The 18,136-nt window shown below is 58.2% G+C and carries 20 protein-coding genes; 8 read left to right on the top strand and 12 right to left on the bottom strand.

Going from position 1 to position 18,136, the window contains the following annotated elements; all coding sequences use genetic code 11:
• The first annotated feature begins 69 nt into the window (after positions 1-69).
• The 8 genes from soxA to hemA all read left to right on the top strand — a co-directional run bounded on the left by soxA (position 70) and on the right by hemA (position 8,984).
• Complete coding sequence (gene soxA, locus FE702_RS00390; RefSeq protein ID WP_430303135.1) at positions 70-918, top strand: sulfur oxidation c-type cytochrome SoxA; 849 nt, start codon at positions 70-72, stop codon at positions 916-918.
• A gap of 86 nt (positions 919-1,004) precedes the next feature.
• Positions 1,005-2,696: a thiosulfohydrolase SoxB gene (soxB, locus tag FE702_RS00395; protein WP_147124240.1), complete on the top strand. Its 1,692-nt coding sequence runs from the start codon at positions 1,005-1,007 to the stop codon at positions 2,694-2,696.
• A gap of 15 nt (positions 2,697-2,711) precedes the next feature.
• Positions 2,712-3,974, top strand: coding sequence for a sulfite dehydrogenase (gene soxC, locus FE702_RS00400; protein WP_147124241.1), 1,263 nt, complete (start codon positions 2,712-2,714; stop codon positions 3,972-3,974).
• Entirely contained in the window at positions 3,958-5,247 is a 1,290-nt protein-coding gene (locus FE702_RS00405; protein ID WP_147124242.1) for a c-type cytochrome, read from the top strand. The genes soxC and FE702_RS00405 overlap by 17 nt, the downstream gene beginning before the upstream one ends.
• A 2-nt stretch (positions 5,248-5,249) precedes the next feature.
• On the top strand, positions 5,250-5,957 hold the full coding sequence (locus tag FE702_RS00410) for a c-type cytochrome (RefSeq protein ID WP_147124243.1): 708 nt from the start codon (positions 5,250-5,252) through the stop codon (positions 5,955-5,957).
• A gap of 26 nt (positions 5,958-5,983) precedes the next feature.
• The gene (locus FE702_RS00415; protein ID WP_147124244.1) at positions 5,984-7,246 is read left to right on the top strand and encodes an NAD(P)/FAD-dependent oxidoreductase; all 1,263 of its coding nucleotides are present in this window, start codon (positions 5,984-5,986) and stop codon (positions 7,244-7,246) included.
• Between the two features lie 92 nt (positions 7,247-7,338).
• Positions 7,339-7,773, top strand: coding sequence for a DUF302 domain-containing protein (locus FE702_RS00420; RefSeq protein ID WP_147124245.1), 435 nt, complete (start codon positions 7,339-7,341; stop codon positions 7,771-7,773).
• Positions 7,773-8,984 (top strand): 5-aminolevulinate synthase, encoded by a 1,212-nt coding sequence (gene hemA / locus FE702_RS00425; protein WP_147124246.1) that lies wholly within the window; start codon positions 7,773-7,775, stop codon positions 8,982-8,984. The genes FE702_RS00420 and hemA overlap by 1 nt, the downstream gene beginning before the upstream one ends.
• Positions 8,985-8,989: 5 nt before the next feature.
• Here hemA and FE702_RS00430 read toward each other — a convergent pair whose 3' ends face one another.
• The 12 genes from FE702_RS00430 to FE702_RS00485 form a co-directional block, all read right to left on the bottom strand.
• Positions 8,990-9,478 (bottom strand): rhodanese-like domain-containing protein, encoded by a 489-nt coding sequence (locus FE702_RS00430; RefSeq protein ID WP_186826943.1) that lies wholly within the window; start codon positions 9,476-9,478, stop codon positions 8,990-8,992.
• Positions 9,463-9,651, bottom strand: coding sequence for a YgaP family membrane protein (locus tag FE702_RS00435; protein ID WP_147124248.1), 189 nt, complete (start codon positions 9,649-9,651; stop codon positions 9,463-9,465). The genes FE702_RS00430 and FE702_RS00435 overlap by 16 nt, the downstream gene beginning before the upstream one ends.
• Positions 9,652-9,779: 128 nt before the next feature.
• Complete coding sequence (locus FE702_RS00440; protein ID WP_147124249.1) at positions 9,780-10,817, bottom strand: YeeE/YedE family protein; 1,038 nt, start codon at positions 10,815-10,817, stop codon at positions 9,780-9,782.
• Positions 10,818-10,996: 179 nt separating this feature from the next.
• On the bottom strand, positions 10,997-11,941 hold the full coding sequence (locus tag FE702_RS00445; RefSeq protein WP_147124250.1) for an MBL fold metallo-hydrolase: 945 nt from the start codon (positions 11,939-11,941) through the stop codon (positions 10,997-10,999).
• A complete protein-coding gene (locus FE702_RS00450) occupies positions 11,938-12,843 on the bottom strand; it encodes an MBL fold metallo-hydrolase (RefSeq protein WP_147124251.1) in 906 nt (301 codons plus the stop codon). The genes FE702_RS00445 and FE702_RS00450 overlap by 4 nt, the downstream gene beginning before the upstream one ends.
• A gap of 131 nt (positions 12,844-12,974) precedes the next feature.
• Positions 12,975-13,760: an SDR family NAD(P)-dependent oxidoreductase gene (locus FE702_RS00455; RefSeq protein ID WP_147124252.1), complete on the bottom strand. Its 786-nt coding sequence runs from the start codon at positions 13,758-13,760 to the stop codon at positions 12,975-12,977.
• Between the two features lie 42 nt (positions 13,761-13,802).
• Entirely contained in the window at positions 13,803-14,186 is a 384-nt protein-coding gene (locus tag FE702_RS00460; protein WP_147124253.1) for a carboxymuconolactone decarboxylase family protein, read from the bottom strand.
• Positions 14,187-14,190: 4 nt separating this feature from the next.
• Complete coding sequence (locus FE702_RS00465; RefSeq protein ID WP_147124254.1) at positions 14,191-14,931, bottom strand: sulfotransferase-like domain-containing protein; 741 nt, start codon at positions 14,929-14,931, stop codon at positions 14,191-14,193.
• On the bottom strand, positions 14,924-15,745 hold the full coding sequence (locus tag FE702_RS00470; RefSeq protein WP_147124255.1) for a hypothetical protein: 822 nt from the start codon (positions 15,743-15,745) through the stop codon (positions 14,924-14,926). Before FE702_RS00470 ends, FE702_RS00465 begins: the two co-directional genes overlap by 8 nt.
• The gene (locus FE702_RS00475; protein ID WP_147124256.1) at positions 15,742-16,137 is read right to left on the bottom strand and encodes a GFA family protein; all 396 of its coding nucleotides are present in this window, start codon (positions 16,135-16,137) and stop codon (positions 15,742-15,744) included. Before FE702_RS00475 ends, FE702_RS00470 begins: the two co-directional genes overlap by 4 nt.
• Positions 16,124-17,209 carry an aromatic ring-hydroxylating oxygenase subunit alpha gene (locus FE702_RS00480; RefSeq protein ID WP_147124257.1) on the bottom strand — a complete coding sequence of 362 codons (1,086 nt, stop codon included), beginning with the start codon at positions 17,207-17,209 and terminating at the stop codon, positions 16,124-16,126. The genes FE702_RS00475 and FE702_RS00480 overlap by 14 nt, the downstream gene beginning before the upstream one ends.
• Positions 17,206-18,093: a MurR/RpiR family transcriptional regulator gene (locus FE702_RS00485; RefSeq protein ID WP_147124258.1), complete on the bottom strand. Its 888-nt coding sequence runs from the start codon at positions 18,091-18,093 to the stop codon at positions 17,206-17,208. Before FE702_RS00485 ends, FE702_RS00480 begins: the two co-directional genes overlap by 4 nt.
• Between the last annotated feature and the right edge of the window lie 43 nt (positions 18,094-18,136).

Consider the following 18,136-nt stretch of genomic DNA (forward strand, 5'->3'; position numbering starts at 1 on the left):
GACGCACCAAGGTATTGCGCGGTCCCGCGTTTGTGTGGGGCCGGCACCACCCAGGGAGGAAACTGACGAATGCAAATGGGCAAAAGACCTATCGCGATCGTACTTGCATTGGGCCTGTCGACGGCCTTTTCGACAACCGCGTTCGCACAAGACAGCGACCAGCTGTCCATTGACGGGGACACTCTGGTGACAGAGACCGCTGCCCCGGACCATCTTGAAAATCTTGACACGATCTATTCGGGATGGCGGTTCCGTACCGATGAGACGCAGGCGTTGCAGATTGACGATTTCGACAACCCGGCATTTGTCTTTATCGATAAGGCGATGGACTCGTTCAACGCAGCCGGACCTAACGGTGCATCCTGCGCGTCTTGCCACGAAGGCGGACCAGAAGAATTTGCAGGCTTCACCGCGTCGATGCCCAAAGTCATGGACGGCAAGCTGACGACCACCGAAGATTTCCTGAACGCGCACCGCGCTGACACTCAGGAAGCCGAACCTTGGAAGTGGTCGGGTGGTGACATGCAGGGCATGGTTGCTCTGCTGGGACTGCAATCACGCGGCATGCCTGTGAACGTGGCCATTGATGGTGACGCCGCTCCTTACTGGGAGCAGGGCAAGGAAATCTATTACACGCGCTACGGTCAGCTCGAGCTGTCTTGCGCGAACTGCCACGAAGACAACTACGGCATGATGATCCGCGCCGATCACCTGTCGCAGGGTCAGATCAACGGCTTCCCGACCTATCGTCTGAAGCAAGCCAAGCTGATCTCGCGCCACAACCGTTTCCGTGGCTGCATCCGTGACACGCGTGCGCACACCTTTGCTGAGGGTTCTGATGAATTCCGCGCACTGGAACTGTATGTCATGTCGCGTTCGAATGGTCTGAGCGTCGAAACGCCAGCTGTTCGCCAGTAATCGCTAAACCCGCGTAACCATATGGTTGCGCGGGTTTTTCTTTACCCTGACGCATTCAAAAATGCGCATATGAAAAGGCCGCACCAATGATCTCGCGCCGTGATTTTCTGCAAATGGGGATGGCAGCAGCCGCCCTTTATGGCGGTACCCAGCCATGGAGCCGCGTCGCTGCTCAGCAGTCGCTGACACAGGACCAGCTGTTGCAGTTTGACACGTTTGGTAACGTGTCGCTGATCCACATCACGGACATCCATGCGCAGTTGAAGCCGATCTTCTTCCGCGAGCCGTCGATCAACCTTGGGGTTGGCGGCAACAAAGGGGCCGTTCCGCACGTCACCGGGGCCGATTTCCGCAAGCTCTATGGCATCGCGGATGGGTCGCCTTCGCATTATGCGCTGTCGTCGGGTGATTTTTCTGCTTTGGCGCAGGCCTATGGCCGCGTTGGCGGTTTGGACCGCGTTGCCACGGTCGTGAATGCGATCCGCGCTGACCGCCCAGATGCCCTGCTGCTGGACGGTGGCGACACATGGCACGGCTCTTACACCTGCTATCACACACAAGGGCAGGACATGGTCGACGCTATGAATGTGTTGCGTCCTGACGCCATGACCTTCCACTGGGAATTCACGCTCGGGTCCGGGCGTGTGGCCGAGCACGTCGAGAACCTCCCCTTCGCGGCGCTCGGCCAGAATATTTTTGACGCTGAGTGGGACGAACCCGCCGAGTTGTTCAAACCTTACCAACTGTTCGAACGCGGCGGCACGCTGGTGGCCGTGATCGGTCAGGCCTTCCCTTACATGCCGATCGCGAACCCCGGCTGGATGTTCCCGGAGTATTCGTTCGGTATCCGTGACGAAAACATGCAGGCCATGGTCGACGAAGTCCGTGCCGCGGGCGCTGAAGTGGTCGTCTGCCTGTCGCATAACGGTTTCGACGTGGACAAGAAGATGGCCGGCCGCGTGACCGGTCTGGACGTGATCCTGTCAGGCCACACACATGACGCGCTGCCAGAGCCTGTTCTGGTTGGCGAAACGATCATCTGCCCATCGGGTTCGAACGGCAAATTCGTGACCCGTGTTGATCTGGACGTCCGCGATGGCCGCATGATGGGCTACCGCACCAAGCTGATCCCGATTTTCTCAGACGTGATCACGCCAGATGCCACTATGGCAGCAGAAATCGACCGCATCCGCGCGCCGTTTGAAGCGGAAATGTCAGAGGTGATCGGGCAGTCCGACGCCACCCTCTATCGCCGTGGTAACTTCAATGGAACATGGGATGATGTCATCTGTGACGCGCTGATCAGCGAACGCGACGCTGAGATTGCGCTGTCGCCCGGCGTGCGCTGGGGGCCGTCCATTGTGCCGGGCCAGGACATTACGCGCGAAGACATCTGGAACGTCACCTCCATGACCTATGGAGAGGCGTATCGCACTGAAATGTCTGGTGAGTTCCTGAAGGTCATTCTGGAAGACGTTGCCGATAACATTTTCAACCCTGACCCATACTATCAGCAGGGCGGTGACATGGTCCGCACTGGTGGGCTTGGATACACCATCGACGTGTCGCAACCGCAAGGCTCGCGCATCAGCAACATGACCCTTCTGTCAACGGGTGAACCCATTGACCCGGCGCGCAACTACGTCGTGGCCGGTTGGGCCAGCGTGAACGAAGGCACCGAAGGTCCGCAGATCTGGGATGTCGTCGAAAACCACATCAAGAAAATGGGCACCGTCACGGTGTCAGAGAACAACAGCGTCGAAGTCATCGGCGTCTAATTTGGAGACATGGACATGGATGAGAACATGAAAACATCCCGCCGTGCGTTCCTGCGTGGATCGGCTGCCGTGGCAGCGGGCTCGGTTGCGGGGGCCGCATCGGCCAGTGGGCCAGACCCGCTGATCACAGAGCTGCAGGACTGGGCGAGCTATACCGGTGCCGGTGTGGACGAAACGCCCTATGGCATGCCGATCGAATTCGAAAGTCACGTTGTCCGCCGCAATGTTGAATGGCTGACGGCCTCGCCGATCTCGTCAATCAACTTCACGCCAATCCACGCTTTGGACGGAACGATCACTCCGCAGGGCTGCGCATTTGAGCGTCACCACTCGGGTGCGATTGAACTGCGCAAGGAAGACTACCGGTTGATGATCAACGGTCTGGTCGACCGTCCGCTGGTCTTCACCTATGAGGACCTTGAGCGCTTCCCACGCGAAAACCACGTGTATTTCTGCGAATGTGCCGCGAATACGGGCATGGAGTGGGCAGGGGCCCAGCTGAATGGCGCGCAGTTCACGCACGGCATGATCCACAACATGGAATATACCGGCATCCCTCTGCGCACGCTTCTGCAAGAGGCTGGTGCTGACATTTCATCGGACAAATGGGTCTATGTCGAAGGCGCGGACGCGTCGTCGAATGGTCGCTCGATCCCGATGGAAAAGGCGCTTGATGACTGTCTGGTCGCGTTCAAGGCCAACGGCGAAGCCCTGCGGATGGAGCATGGCTATCCTGTGCGCCTTGTCGTTCCCGGCTGGGAAGGCAACATGTGGGTCAAGTGGCTGCGCCGGATCGAAATCGTCGACCGGGCTGTTGAGTCCCGCGAAGAGACGTCAAAATACACCGACGTTTACGAAGACGGCGTCGCACGCAAATGGACATGGGTCATGGATGCGAAATCCGTGATCACCTCGCCAAGCCCGCAAATGCCGATCAAGCACGGCAAAGGCCCACTCGTTATTTCGGGTCTCGCATGGTCCGGTCACGGTCAGATCACACGTGTCGACGTCTCCAAAGACGGCGGCATCACCTGGGAAACCGCACGTTTGGGCAAGCAGGGCGACACGAAGGCGCTCACGCGGTTCTACCTCGACATGGATTGGGACGGCGCACCGATGCTGCTCCAGTCCCGTGCCATGGATGACACCGGCTACGTGCAGCCCACCAAAGACCAGCTTCGCGAGAAGCGCGGCGAAAACGCCGTCTACCACAACAACTGCATCCAGACCTGGTATGTAAACGAACAAGGGATCGCCGAGAATGTCGAAGTCTCCTAACATCTTCCTTCCCGCCCTTGGGGTCACCGGGGTGGTTCTGGGCCTTGCATATGGCCTGAACACACGCACCTATCGCGCCGCCGAAGCGGATCTTGCGCTAAAGCAGGCCGCCGCAGCAGAGGCGATGGTTGCTGAAAAGGCAGCCGCATCCGAAGCGTTGCAAGCCCAAATCGAAGAGCTTGAGGCGCGTCCGATGACCGTCGCCGTCAAGAGCGATCCTGTGCCTGAGCGTGACGGGACCTTCGGCCTAGGCCGCGAGGCTCATGCAGAAGAAATTGCCGCGTGGGACGTTGATGTCTTACCGGATGGTCGTGGTCTGCCTGTTGGCTCAGGTAACGCATTTGACGGTGAAGAAGTCTTTGCCGAGCAATGTGCGTCCTGCCACGGAGACTTTGCCGAAGGTGTCGACAACTGGCCTGTTCTTGCAGGCGGCTTCGATACGCTCGCTGACGAAGACCCGGTCAAGACGGTTGGCTCTTACTGGCCACACCTGTCGACGGCATATGACTATATCTACCGCTCGATGCCGTTTGGAGCGGCAGGCACGCTGACGCCGGATGAGACCTACGCAATCGTGGCTTACATCCTCTATTCGAACGACCTGATCGATGATGATTTCGAACTGTCGAACGAAAACCTTGGCGACTTCGAGATGCACAACAAAGACGGCTTCGTCATCGACGACCGGCCCGAGCTTGAATACGCCGAATGGCGCGCAGAGCCGTGCATGTCGAACTGCAAGGAAGAAGTTGAGATCAGCATGCGCTCGGTGTTCCTCGTGGAAACACCACCAGAAGGCGGAAGCGAGAGCGTGATGAACCACGCCACGCTGGAAGGTCTGCCAAGCTTTACGGCCGCAGGCGCATCGCACATCAACGAAGCGCTGGCTGCAACGCCGGTTGCTGCAACACAGCCTGCCGCAACGGCAGAGCCAGCGGCAGAAGACGATGGCGCTGCGCTGATCAAGGCAGGTGGGAAAGTGTTCAAGAAATGCCAGTCTTGCCATGCCATTGGTGCGGGTGCCAAGAACAAGTCCGGCCCTCAGCTGAATGCTGTTTTTGGCCGTACAATTGGTGGCGTCGAAGGCTTCAAATACTCTAACGTATTCAAAGAGGCGGCCAGCGAAGGCCGTGTTTGGGACGCAGAGTCGATGGCAGCCTTCCTGGCGAAACCGAAGGACTACATGAAAGGCACTAAGATGTCCTTCTCTGGTCTGAAGAAAGCCGCCGATGTCGAGGCTCTGATTGCCTATCTTGAGGCTGAGGGGTCGTAAGAATGCGCCAATTCCTGTTCACAGCTGTGATCACGGCCTGCCTGGGTGCGACAAGCGCCCAGGCTGAGGCTGTCCAAGGGGACGCTGCCGCCGGAGAAAAAGTCTTTGCGAAATGCAGTGGCTGCCATCAGGTCGGCTCTGGCGCGAAACACCGCGTCGGCCCCCACCTTAACGGCATTTTCGGGATGGCGGCGGGCAGCCATGAAGAGTTCCGCTATTCCAAGGCATTTCAGCGGCTTGGCTCGACCGGGTTGGAATGGCACGCCGATACGTTGGACGCCTTCCTCGAAAACCCGCGTGCCATGAGCCGCGGCACACGGATGAGCTTTCCGGGTGTCAAGGATGCCGATGATCGGGCGAACCTGATTGCCTATCTGCGGACATTCTCGGACAATCCAGCCGACATCCCCGAAGCAGACCCAACCGCACAGGTGCTGGATCACAACCTTGATCCCGCCATCCTCGCTCTGGTTGGGGACCGTGAATACGGCGAATACCTGAGTTCTGAATGCACCACTTGCCATCAGGCATCCGGTGGCGACTCCGGCATTCCATCCATCGTGTACTGGCCCGAAGAAGACTTTGTCATCGCCATGCACGCGTACAAGGAAAAAGTACGTCCAAACCCTGTCATGCAACTCGTTGCTGGCCGTCTGGGCGACGAAGAGATCGCAGCACTGGCTGCGTATTTTGCAACAATCGAAGACTAAAAAGGTCCGTTAAGGGAGGATTACTCATGGACATGAAAAGAAGAGCGTTCCTGGGGGCGGTAGCAGCCTCTGCGACACTCGCAGCGCCAATGGTGCGCGCGATGGGCGGCAAGCCCCGCGTCGTAGTCGTCGGCGGTGGTTCGGGCGGTGCAACCGCTGCGCGCTACATCGCAAAGGACAGCAAAGGTGAGATTGACGTCACGCTGATCGAGCCAACACGCACCTACTACACCTGCTATTTCTCGAACCTCTACCTCGGTGGGTTCAAGGAAATGGACGATCTGGGCCACACCTATGGTGGTCTGGCGGCCAACCACGGCATCAACGTCGTCCACGACTGGGCCGTTGGCGTGGATCGTGACGCGAAAACTGTCGCGCTCGCCGGTGGTGGGTCCGTACCATATGACAAACTGATCCTGTCGCCAGGTATCGACTTTGTTGACGGTGCTGTGGCCGGTTGGTCGACTGCGTCACAAAACAAGATGCCACATGCCTACAAGGCCGGTTCGCAAACCGAACTGCTGAAAGCCCAGCTGGAAGCGATGCCACAAGGCGGCACCTACGCCATGGTCGCGCCACCAAACCCATATCGCTGCCCGCCCGGACCATACGAGCGTGTGTCGATGGTTGCGCACTACCTGAAGAACAACAACCCAACCGCGAAGATCATCGTTGCGGACCCGAAGCCAAAATTCTCGAAAATGGCGCTGTTCCAAGAAGGTTGGAACAACCATTACGCGGGCATGATCGACTGGATCGGTGATGACTTTGGCGGCGGCAACGTCGAAGTGAACCCTGATGAGATGACGCTGTCCATCGACGGCGAAGTCATGAATGTCGACGTTTGTAACGTGATCCCAGCCATGAAGGCGGGCCGCATCGCCGAACTGGCAGGCGTGACCGATGGCAACTGGGCACCTGTGAACGCAGTGGACATGTCGTCCAAAGCTGATCCAGACATTCACGTTCTGGGTGACGCGTCGCAACAGGGCGACATGCCAAAGTCCGGCTTCTCGGCGAACAGCCAAGCCAAGGTTTGTGCAAACGCGGTTCGCGGCGCGCTGACCGGCAGCCGTGTCTTCCCTGCGAAGTTCTCGAACACCTGCTGGTCGCTGATCAGCACCAATGACGGTGTCAAAGTCGGCGCGACCTATGAAGCGACCGAAGAGAAGATCGCCAAGGTTGACGGCTTTATCTCGCAAACCGGCGAAAGCGCGGACGTGCGTGAAGCGACATACCAGGAAAGCGAAGGCTGGTACTCGGGTATTGTCGCGGACATGTTCGCCTAAACATCTGATCGCGCTCCGCAATTGACTTGTATCAAGGTCGCGGGGCGCGACATCCGCCAAACATCAAACCAGCAATCAAGGGAGACTGTGACATGCAACGGATTCTGACGACGCTGGCTTTTGGTTTGGCTTTTGCGGCACCTGTCATGGCCGAAGGGCCAAAGGTGACCGATTATGACGGGTCATTTGATGACGCGACCTTCGCTGTCGAAAGCGCGATTGTCGGTCAGGGCCTTGTCATCGACTATGTCAGCCATGTCGGAGACATGCTGAACCGCACGGGCAGCGACGTTGGCAGCGACGTGCAACTCTTTGAAAATGCGCAAATCTTTGTGTTCTGTTCGGCCGTTGTGTCGCGTCAGGTCATGGAAGCTGATCCCATGAACCTTGCCCATTGCCCGTATGGCATCTTTGTCAGCGAAGGGACCAATGGGGTGCAGGTCGGGTACCGGGACTATCCCCGTGGCTCCATGCAGGCAGTCGAGGATTTGCTGGCCGGCATAGTTGCCGAGGCTGTGGGGGACTGATGAACTACGAAGCCCATTTCGAAACCGCGCTGGATGAGCTTCGCGCGGATGGCAACTATCGGCATTTTGCCGAGCTCGCGCGATATCGCGGTGACTTTCCCCATGCAGCCTGCCAAGGGCGCGGGGACGTTACGATCTGGTGTTCAAACGACTATCTCGGCATGGGGCAACATCCTGCGGTTCTGAATGCCATGCACTCAGCCCTTGATGATCACGGGGCAGGGGCCGGTGGCACCCGCAACATCTCGGGCACGACGTCTGCGCATGTGGCGCTTGAAGCAGAGCTTGCTGATCTGCACGGCAAAGAGGCGGCTCTATTGTTCACCTCCGGCTATGTGTCGAACTGGGCTGCGCTGGGAACCTTGGCGTCGAAAATCCCGGGCTGTGTTGTTTTCTCTGATGAAAAAAACCACGCTTCGATGATTGAAGGCATTCGTCACAGTCGCGCGCAGAGGGTTATCTGGAAACACAATGACCTTGCCGACCTTGAGGCAAAGCTGATTGCCGCTGGTGATGCGCCCAAGCTGATTGCGTTTGAAAGCGTCTATTCCATGGATGGCGATATCGCACCGATCAAAGAGATCTGCGATCTGGCCGACAAATACGGCGCGATGACTTACCTGGATGAGGTCCATGCCGTTGGCCTCTACGGACCGCGCGGTGCGGGCATCGCAGAGCGAGAAGGACTGATGGACCGCCTGACCGTGATCGAAGGCACCCTTGGCAAGGCGTTTGGCGTTGTTGGCGGCTATATCGCGGCGTCTGCTGCGCTCTGCGATTTCGTTCGCTCGTTCGCGTCAGGCTTCATCTTTACGACCGCCTTGCCGCCCGCGGTGGCTGCGGGTGCGGCGGCATCGATTCGTCATTTGAAGTCTTCAAATGCGGAACGCGAAGCGCATCAAGAGCGTGTGGCCGAGGTGCGCGCGGCGTTGGATCTGGTCGGCATTCCGCATATCGATAACCCGAGCCATATCATCCCTGTAATGGTCGGTGACCCGCATAAATGCCGGTTCATTTCCGATACGCTCTTGGCAGAGCATGGTGTCTATATTCAGCCGATCAACTATCCGACCGTGCCCAAAGGGACCGAACGGTTGCGGATCACACCGTCGCCTGTGCATTCAGCGGAAGACATTGCCAAGCTGATCGACGCCTTGGGTGAGCTTTGGGCGCAATGTGAGTTGGCACGTGTGCCAATGGCGGCGCAGTAACCTGATTACTGCGCCAAGGCCGCCTCATAGGCGGCTTGGGCTGCCTCCAGAGACACGACGGGAAGGCCTCGCTCGATCCAGCCGGGGGCCTTTCCGTTGCCAAACATGCCCTCTGAGACATCGATAACTCCGGTGATGCCGTTGGCTTTGAGGACGTTGGCAATATAGGCGGTCCGTCCGCCAGTCGCGCAAATCATGGCCATGCGATCTGGCCCGTAAATCTGGAACAGCCTCGACAGGTTGGCGCCGAACTGTGGATCATGCATCGAGACAGGAAATGCCCCTTTGGCCAATCCGGATTCCTTCCACTCTGCCTCTGAACGAATGTCGATCAAGATGCGCTCTTCGCTCTCCACAGCCGCCTGAATTTGCGGGGCGGACATCACAGATACGGGTTCGGCACCGGCATCAATCGTCAGCGAGATGACGGCCATGGTGGCCGCCATCAGGGTGGGCATCACGCGCTTGCGCGCGTGCTTCAGCAGTCCTGACACGTTTTGAAACCAACGATCCGATAAAGCGGGCAGAAGTTCATGAAACCGGTAGCGAGCAAGATCACACCAATCCATCCCCATGCACCGATGGTACCGCTAATGGCGCCCAAGACGAGCAACGCCCCCAATGCAAAGCGTGCGATCCGATCCCAATTGGCGAGGTTGCGTGACATGGCGTGTGGTCCTTCTCTGATATTGTCAGAGGGACTTTAGCCAAGCCGCTATGCGGAACCTACGCACATTTGCACCTGCCCGACCACATTCATGTGAACCAAGGAGGCGGGTGGCGTCCGATCGGCGACTATTCGGCCGGAACGACCGCTGCGGGATTGCTTTGCAGGACGCGGTTCATGACAACAGCGCCAATAACAATCGCTGCCAACGCGGTGAGCGCGGCGACCGACAGCATTGCGCCGCCGCTGAGCCCTGCACCAACGGTACAGCCGCCTGCCAAAACACCGCCCGTGCCCATCAAAGCTGCGCCGGCTGCGTAACGACCAGTTTGCGCCGGACTCTCGAAGCTCTGCAGCTGAAACTCACCCCGGAATACCGATGAGGAAAAGGCACCAGCCAGAACGCCAGCAATCCATCCAACGCCAAATCCCGCAGGGACGGCTGTGCTTGCAATGATCCAGAAAAGACCGTCCGACCAAGGGGCCGTAAACGCGGCGGACTGCACGGGCAGGGGATCAAATTCATCCATCAACAGGACGCTCGTCCCGGACCAGCCAAGCACTGGGACCACCCCGATCAAGGCACCCAGAGCAAGATGACCGGGGCGCACCTGTGAGCGGCGTGCAAGGTGCAGAGCCGCAGCCGCGATGGCGAGCGCGAAGACCGGGGCAAAACGGGCCAAATCAAGGTCAATCGCCACAGTCCAGTCGGCAAGCGAGGTTCGCAGCGGGGCCAAGACGCCTTTGGCCGTGGCATGGGCCACGACGGCAAAAATCGCGATGACCGTGATTGCGCGCAGGTTGCCGCTTGCGCCCAACACCGTCAGGCGCGACACGCACCCGCGTGTCAGCACCATCCCGGCACCAAAGGTCAGACCGCCGACGATTATTGCAGCCAATGGCAGCTCTGTCGCTGCAAACCGGTGGCCCGACATATCGATCAGTCCGGTGGCTTGCAGAGCCGCAAAGCTTGCGATCGCCGTCGCGAACGCTGTGAGCCAGACCGCACCAGCCTCTGCGCGGTCCGAAGCGTCTCCTACGACCGAGCGACGCAGACAAAACCGTGTCACCTGGGCTGCAATGCCAAAGATCAATCCGGCAAGAAGTCCAAGCACGACATGCGCGGTTTGTGTGTTAATCGGGAGGTCGTAGAGTTCGAACAGCATGGTGATACCCCAGTAATCAATCGGGATATCGTTCTAGGTTTGACCAATGTCAAAACCCCAGAGGCAGCAGATTTTACGCCAAATGCCATGATTGCAGAACATTGTTCTGATTGTGGACGTGCTGTGGGCAGTAAATCCAGTTGCGCGGCCATCGCAGGCCGCGCGTTCCTAAATGCTGCTTATTCCCACTCCATCGCCTCGAAAACATAGCCCGCGTTGCGCGTCGCCAGTTCGTTAAACGTATCGAGATGTGCATATGGCGTCTGATCGACGTAATACGCGTCCGCCAGCGTGCCGCCATTGTCGATATGCTCGCCGATCTTGCCGCGCAGATAGGTGAGGTAGTCGAAGGTGTAGCGCGTGACCTGCGCCATGTTGGTCGGGTGGCCATGCCCAGGGATCACATAGGTGGCATTCAAAGCCTCGAAATCAGCCCAAGTTTCGACCCAGCCTGCTGTGTCGGTATCTGGAAAGATGGGCAAGAGCCGTTCGTGAAATGCCATGTCGCCTGCGATCACAAGGCTTTCGTTGGGCAGAAATACCGAAATATCCCCGGGCGAATGGGCTGGGCCAAGGTGGAGAACCTCGATCACCATATCGCCCATTTCGATGGTGTGGCTGTCGCGGAACGTCTCAGTCGGTCCCTGAAGGACCGTGCCCTCGGACTTGTCCCGATTATAGCGCTGCGCATTGGCAAGGATATCGCCGCCACGCTCGTCAAATTCATGCGCTGCGTCTTCATGCGCAAGGATGGGAACACCTTGCGCCGCCCAATACCCATTGCCCAGCATGGCATGGCCTTGCCCGTTTTCGTTGATGACCAATTTGACCGGCTGATCGGTGATGGCCTTGATCTCTTCGTGCAGGGCCTCGGCAAGGATCCACGCCGCACCGGCATTCACGACGACCACGCCATCGCCGGTGATCAAAAAGCTCAGGTTGTTGTTATGGCCGGTGTTTTCATAGGTCGGCGGTGCCGTTGCGCCGATGGCCGACCAGACATTCGGAATCACCTCAACCGGTTTTTGGTAGAGGGGACTGCCGGGATATTGATCAGCGATGTCTTCATCCGCGATGGCCACTGACCCGGTCAGGCAGAAGAGCGCGACAAGAGCCTGTTTCATGCCGATGCCTCAAATTCGAACCCGTCCGAGCCTTTGCTGATATGGCCCATGCCGCCATTGGGCAGGTGAAAGCCCACCACCGAAAGATTTTCGTTGGTGAGACGATCCAAAAGCATCTGTCGGCTGGCGACGGCGGTGTCGGCATCTTGATCGGACCCGCTGCGCCATTCTGGGCGGCGCAGCGCGACGTGGTGGTTGCCAATCGCGTCGCCCACGACCATTGCGCCACCCGCGATCTCGAAAGCCATGTGGCCTGGCGTGTGACCGGGGCTTGAGACGGCGGAGATGCCTGGCAGCACTTCATCGCCATCATCAAAGAGCTCGACGGCGTCCTCAATGGCTTCCATCCGCCGTTTGGCTCCGACGGCAAATGCCGCACGCGCATCGCCGATGGTGTTCACGGTCTCGGGGTTCCACCAGTAATCCCATTCGGCCCGACCCATCATGTAGGTCGCGTCGTGAAACAGCGGTTCGTCAAAATCGTCCAACAGGCCCCAGATGTGATCAGGGTGGGCATGTGTGAACAGGACGTGCGTGATGTCTTCGGGTGCAAGTCCCATCGCATCAAGACTGTCGGTTACGGTGCCGGCGGTTGGCATGAAATCCGGGCCAGAGCCCACGTCAAAGAGGACTGTATTCGTGCCATCTCGATAAAGCGCAAGGTTGCATTCCGGCGTGAGCCGTTCTGCCGACACGCCGGTTTCCTCAAGCAAAGGGAGCAGTTTGTCCTGCGGCATTGGTTCAAAGATGAAGCTGCCCGGTAGGATCAGACTGCCGTCGCTCACCGTCGTCAGTGTCGCGTTAGACCCAAGCGACATTTCCGCCTTTGCAAAGCGCGGCAGCGCGCTGGCTGCTGCAAACATGGTCCCTGTCTGGATGAATGAGCGTCTGGTCAGCGTCATCGCAGCCCCTTCCAATATATTCTTATTTATGAATACGTCTTAGGCTGGAAAACTCAATGAAAAACGTAAGCGAGCCGATGATGCTTCGCGGTAGTTTGACGTCACATAGGTAGACAGGCGGTCGTACGCGCTCAGTCAGAGCCAATCAGGTCCTCAAGTGTCGCCATCATCCCGGCCACCGCCGTGCGATCCTGCGCCCACTCATGCGGCGCGCTGAAGCGACCGGCGTCATTGTCCCAGTATTTGCCGGAGGCCCCTTCGAATTGAGCGTCCAGCGCAAGCGCGCAGAGAATGTCGGCCCCGATGTTCAGATCATGTCCAGCTACGCCAAAACCCTCTTTGACCATTTTGGTCGCGAGCAGCGATCCCGGATTGACCGAGATCACAACCGGCCCTTCGGGAAGCGACTTTGCCAACTCGGCAGACCAGACCGTGATCGCAAGTTTGCTTTGCGCATAAGCTTCGAAGTCGCCGACGTGACGTGTTCCGGCCAACGCTTCACGACTGACCGGAGCTTGCGCCGCTGAAGACAGGTTAATGATACGACCGTCGGTTGGGATGCGGGGCAGCAAGGCCTTGGTCAAAAGATATGGGGCCAGCGTGTTGACGACAAAACGAATGTCATGACCGTTTGGCAGGATCGGCTCGGCGGTCTTGTAGACGCCCGCGTTGTTGATCAAAACGTCGATCTTCGCATGCTGGGCCGTCACCTCTTTGGCCATTTGGGCGGCGGCCTCCAACGAGGACAGATCTGCCAGAAAGCCCTTTGCAGGCGCGCTCAGGCTGTTGAGAGCAGCATCAAGTTTGGCTTGGCTACGGCCATGCAGAATAACCTCATGCTCTGCGTCGATCAGATTTTGCGCAGTCAACAGGCCGATGCCGTCCGTCGCCCCCGTGATCAGGATTGTCTTGCGCATAGCTTGTTCCTTTGAGGGCGAGGCCGTTTTTGCCCAACTGCTCTATGAGTGTTCGGACAGTACCTTCTTGGCTACCCGGAAACACTCAAGCGCTTGCGGGACACCGCAGTAGATGCCGATCACATGGATGATGGCGCGGATTTCATCCTGCGTGACACCATTGTTGATGGCACCGCGGCAGTGGATTTCCCATTCGTGCATTTTGCCAAGCGCGCCGATCATCGACAGGTTCATCATCGACCGCGTCTTGGCGTCGATCACATCATCGCCCCAGCCAAAGCCCCAACACCACGCCGTCATGGCCTCTTGGAAGGGGCGGGTAAAGTCGTCAGCGGCTGCGAGATTCTTCTCAACATATTCCGCGCCGAGCGTGGATTTGCGCTGTTCCAGACCTTTCAAAAACAGGTCTTCGTCAAATGTGCTCATGGTGTCATAGCCTTATGCGATGGGCGTAGAGGTGATCGTAGTGCGGTTTCATGCGGCGATGGACCCGCTGCACCCGTTCGGGGGCGTCGGTCAATTCGACATACTTGCGCTTTTGCGGTTTCAGCCCTGTTGAGGCCTTCAGGTTGGCATGGAACGATCCTCCGTCCCACCAGCTATAGTCGGACGTGTCTGCGCCCGGCTCCCATGATAAGGCTTCTGGGACGAAAGGAATGCCGACGGCATCGCAGAACGCCTCGACCATTTCAGCCGGGCGCTCCAACAGGTCGTCACTGTCGATGACGGGCGGCGGCGCACCGTTCAGCGCCGTCAAAAGGTCGAACAGGGCGCGCTGTTCCGGAAAACCGATCTCAAGCTCATCAAAGTCCGGCCATTTGTCGTACATCGATGTGATGGTCTTGGCTGGATCGCGTATCAGAAAGGCATGGGTGAAATTGGCCAGCAAATCCGGTGTCCAGATGTGGTTCACATAGTGGGGGAAGTCTTTCAGAAAGACGGGGCCTGACTGCGCGCGCTGCTGAATATCCGCCCAAACACTTTCAATGGTCAGACCCGGTGTCGTCTTTTCACCTTCACGGAAACGGGGCCAAAGCGGGTCTTCACCCTGATACCACGCTTCGCCGAACGGCTCGTGCAGACAGTCCAGATCGCCACGTTGGCGCATCATCCATTCAAAGGCGGTCGAGGTGGACCGAGGGACGGCCCAAAGCGCAACGATCTTATGCATTGAGCGTATCCAATAGCTGTCCGTGTCCGGTTGTCGGGGCGATGCCAAGGCTTTTGAAAATCCGCCAATAAAGCGCGGTGTCATGCCCGATCACAGGTTTGCCCAACCGCGCCTCCAACATCGGGGTCAGATGCAATGGACGTTCCGGCAGGCCCTCTGGGCCAGACCGGAAGTTGCACATCCCATTGATCAGATAGGCATCTGCCTCTGGGGCCTGTTCGGCGACATAGTCAAAACTGCGCGCGGCTAGATCGCCTTCGAAAACCCAACGCAGATCATTCACTGCTTCCTGATTGGGAAACCAGCCTTGATCAACAAAGTTGCCCGCCCAGAGCACATCAAACCCGGCCTCATTCAGAAAACCCACGGTACCCTGCCACCACGCGGGCCAATGGTAGGCGGCGTTCAAGGCAACTTTTTCCACATTCATGGCCCGCAGTGCTTCGACCATGGCATAGCCCGCCATGTGAAACTGGGTTTCGTATTTGTCGGACAGGTCCTGGCAATGCTGGCGAATGCCTTCGACACCCAACCCGCTGGCGTGGACCCAATTCGAACCGACCTGCCCACAGACGTCGACGCCATTGCGCGACATGCAGTGGACGAAGTCTTCCATCATGCCGAAATTCTGCTTTCGCTGATCCAGCCCGTGGACGTAATCCGGCACATGCAGCATCCAGCCGTGTACGCCGACGGTGGGCGGGGCAATGCGGAGAAAGTCGGAAGGTGCCGCGTCATAGTCAAAGGGTGGGCAGGTGAAGCCCACCTGATGTGGGAACAGCTTATGACGTGCTTCCCATTTCGCGGGCATCATGGCGCTGATCTCTCATGTTTGGGCAGATCGTCGGACACGGCGAGCCAATCCAGCTTCTCGGCCCAGAATACATGTGCTGTGGGGGTATAGACGTTGGGGTCGTCAAGGTTAGCCGCATACAGATGAACCTCACCCGGCCACTTCGTGCTCATATAAAACAGAGGACTTCCGCATTTGCCGCAGAAGCCGCGCGTGACACCGGGCGAGGAATTGTAAAAGCTCCTCTCACCTTCCCATGTGACCTGACCGCGACCCATGCCGAAAAAGCTGGTCATCGGTGATCCGGTCGCTCGACGACAGCTGTTACAATGGCAATGCATCGACCAGAACGGCGATCCCGTGGTGCGATGTCGAACCGCGCCGCAAGCACAGCCGCCATCAAACCTGCCCATCAACAGCCTCGCGCATCCAACGTTGCAGGTGCATGACGGGATGCTCGGAGTTCACGCCGCCTTTCGGGTCCACGACCAGCGGGCCGGGGACATACCCCCGCGACTTCAGACCACGATGCACCGACTCGACCAAGTGGATGTCTTCTTCAACCGTTGTTGACCGATCTTGCTGCGACAACTGCCTGATCTTGGGGTCATCAATGCCGTCTACAGAATACCACCCCCGCCAGACCACGACATGATCGGCATCCAATGCGCGCCAATGGTATGTGTTCAGCACGTTGCCTGGATAGACTTGGAACGAAAACATCGGCCATAGGAACCAGCTGCTGTATTCGTCAAAATGCTGGAAGCCCGAGTTGATGTCATAGGTCATCTGTTCGAGCGCCTGACACTCGGTCGTGTGGCGCAGGCACATGCCCTGAGGTTGAATGTCGTAGGTTTCGGGTTTCACCACACCGTTGGCAAATGTGGGGTGGTTGAGCGAGCAGTGGTAGCATTCGGAATAGTTCTCGACCGAGACCTTCCAGTTGCAGTTTTCCGGTATCTCCACCCATTCGAGCGGTTTCAGAACGGCCCAATTCGGAACCCATTCTTCCAGTTCGGCGCGCGCGCCGGGGAACCATTCCTCCATGGGGGCGGCGTCTGGGTCGAGATTGACGAACAGGAAGCCAAGAAATTCTTCCGACTTCACCTCGGTCAGGCAGACGCTGGTTTTGTCAAAGCCTTCCACGGCTTTCAAATTTGGGCCTGCGCGCAATTCGCCGGTCAGCTCATAGGTCCATGCATGGTAGGGGCAAACAACTACTCGGGTCGTCCCTGTGCCATCCACCAACTGGTGCGCGCGGTGCTGACAGACATTGTAGAAGACACGGATTTTTTCGTCGCGGCCGCGAATGGCGAACAGGTTCTCTCCCGCGATCTGAAACGTTGCATAGGACCCGACATCGGGCAGGTCCGACGTGTGGCAACCGAACTGCCAGGTACGGGCCAACAGGCCCTCTGTCTCGATCTGAAAGACCTGAGGGTCTGTGTAATAGCGGGCGGCAAGGGATCGGATAGGCGCGTTCATGTGTCGTCCGAGTGATAAAGGCCAAGCTGGTGTCGGCGGGCGTGGAAGGTTTCGACTCGTTCTACGATCTCATCACTCGCCGTCGCGATCACAAACGACAAAAGCGTTTCCAAAAGCGCGATGATCGATACTGATGACGGGAAGAACTGCGGTGTCTCAACGGACACCTGAAACATGTGGTCCGCGGCCCGCATGATTGGGCTTGCCGGGCTGTCGGACAGGGCGATCACGGTCAATCCCTGATCCTTTGCGATGCTGACGGTCTCAACCACCTCGGCCCGGAACGGTTTACTTGTCATGGCGATAAGGACGTCGCGCTCATCCGCCCAGGCCAGATCATCCATCGGTGTCGATCCGGCGCGCGGGATGGTGTGAAACGACTTCATTCCGGTCGATGCGAGATAGGTAAAATTCCGCGCGTTAGCGTTATTGATGCCGACACCCAAAACAAACACGTTCCGTGCGTTCCAAATGTCTTGGGCGGCTGCCTGCAGTGCGTCCGCAGAGATGGCGCTGAAGGTATCTTCGATGTTTCTGAGCGCGCCTTGAACCATGTCGGCATAAAGCCCACCCATGTCGCCCTGTTTTTGGATGTCTTGCAGCAAACGTGCGCGATCTGGGAAATCTGCCGCGCCGGCGCGGATGGCCTCACGGAATGGGTCGCGGAAGTCGTCGTAGCCTTCAAAACCCACCTGACGTGCCATGCGCACGACTGTGTTTGGTTTCACGTTCGCGGCCTCGGCAATCTCGCGCACCGTCGAAACGCCCACATCGCGCGGGTTTTCCAACACATATGTTGCGGCCTTGCGCGCCTCGGGCGTCAGCTCCTCAAGCTCTCCGGCAAGGCGCGTTAGAATCGCGCTTGATACATTTGTCCCATTCATGATTGACGATGGTATGTTTGTGCTCTTAGCGTGTCGAGCATAA

Source organism: Shimia ponticola (assembly GCF_007995215.1).
Taxonomy (GTDB): Bacteria; Pseudomonadota; Alphaproteobacteria; order Rhodobacterales; family Rhodobacteraceae; genus Shimia_B; species Shimia_B ponticola.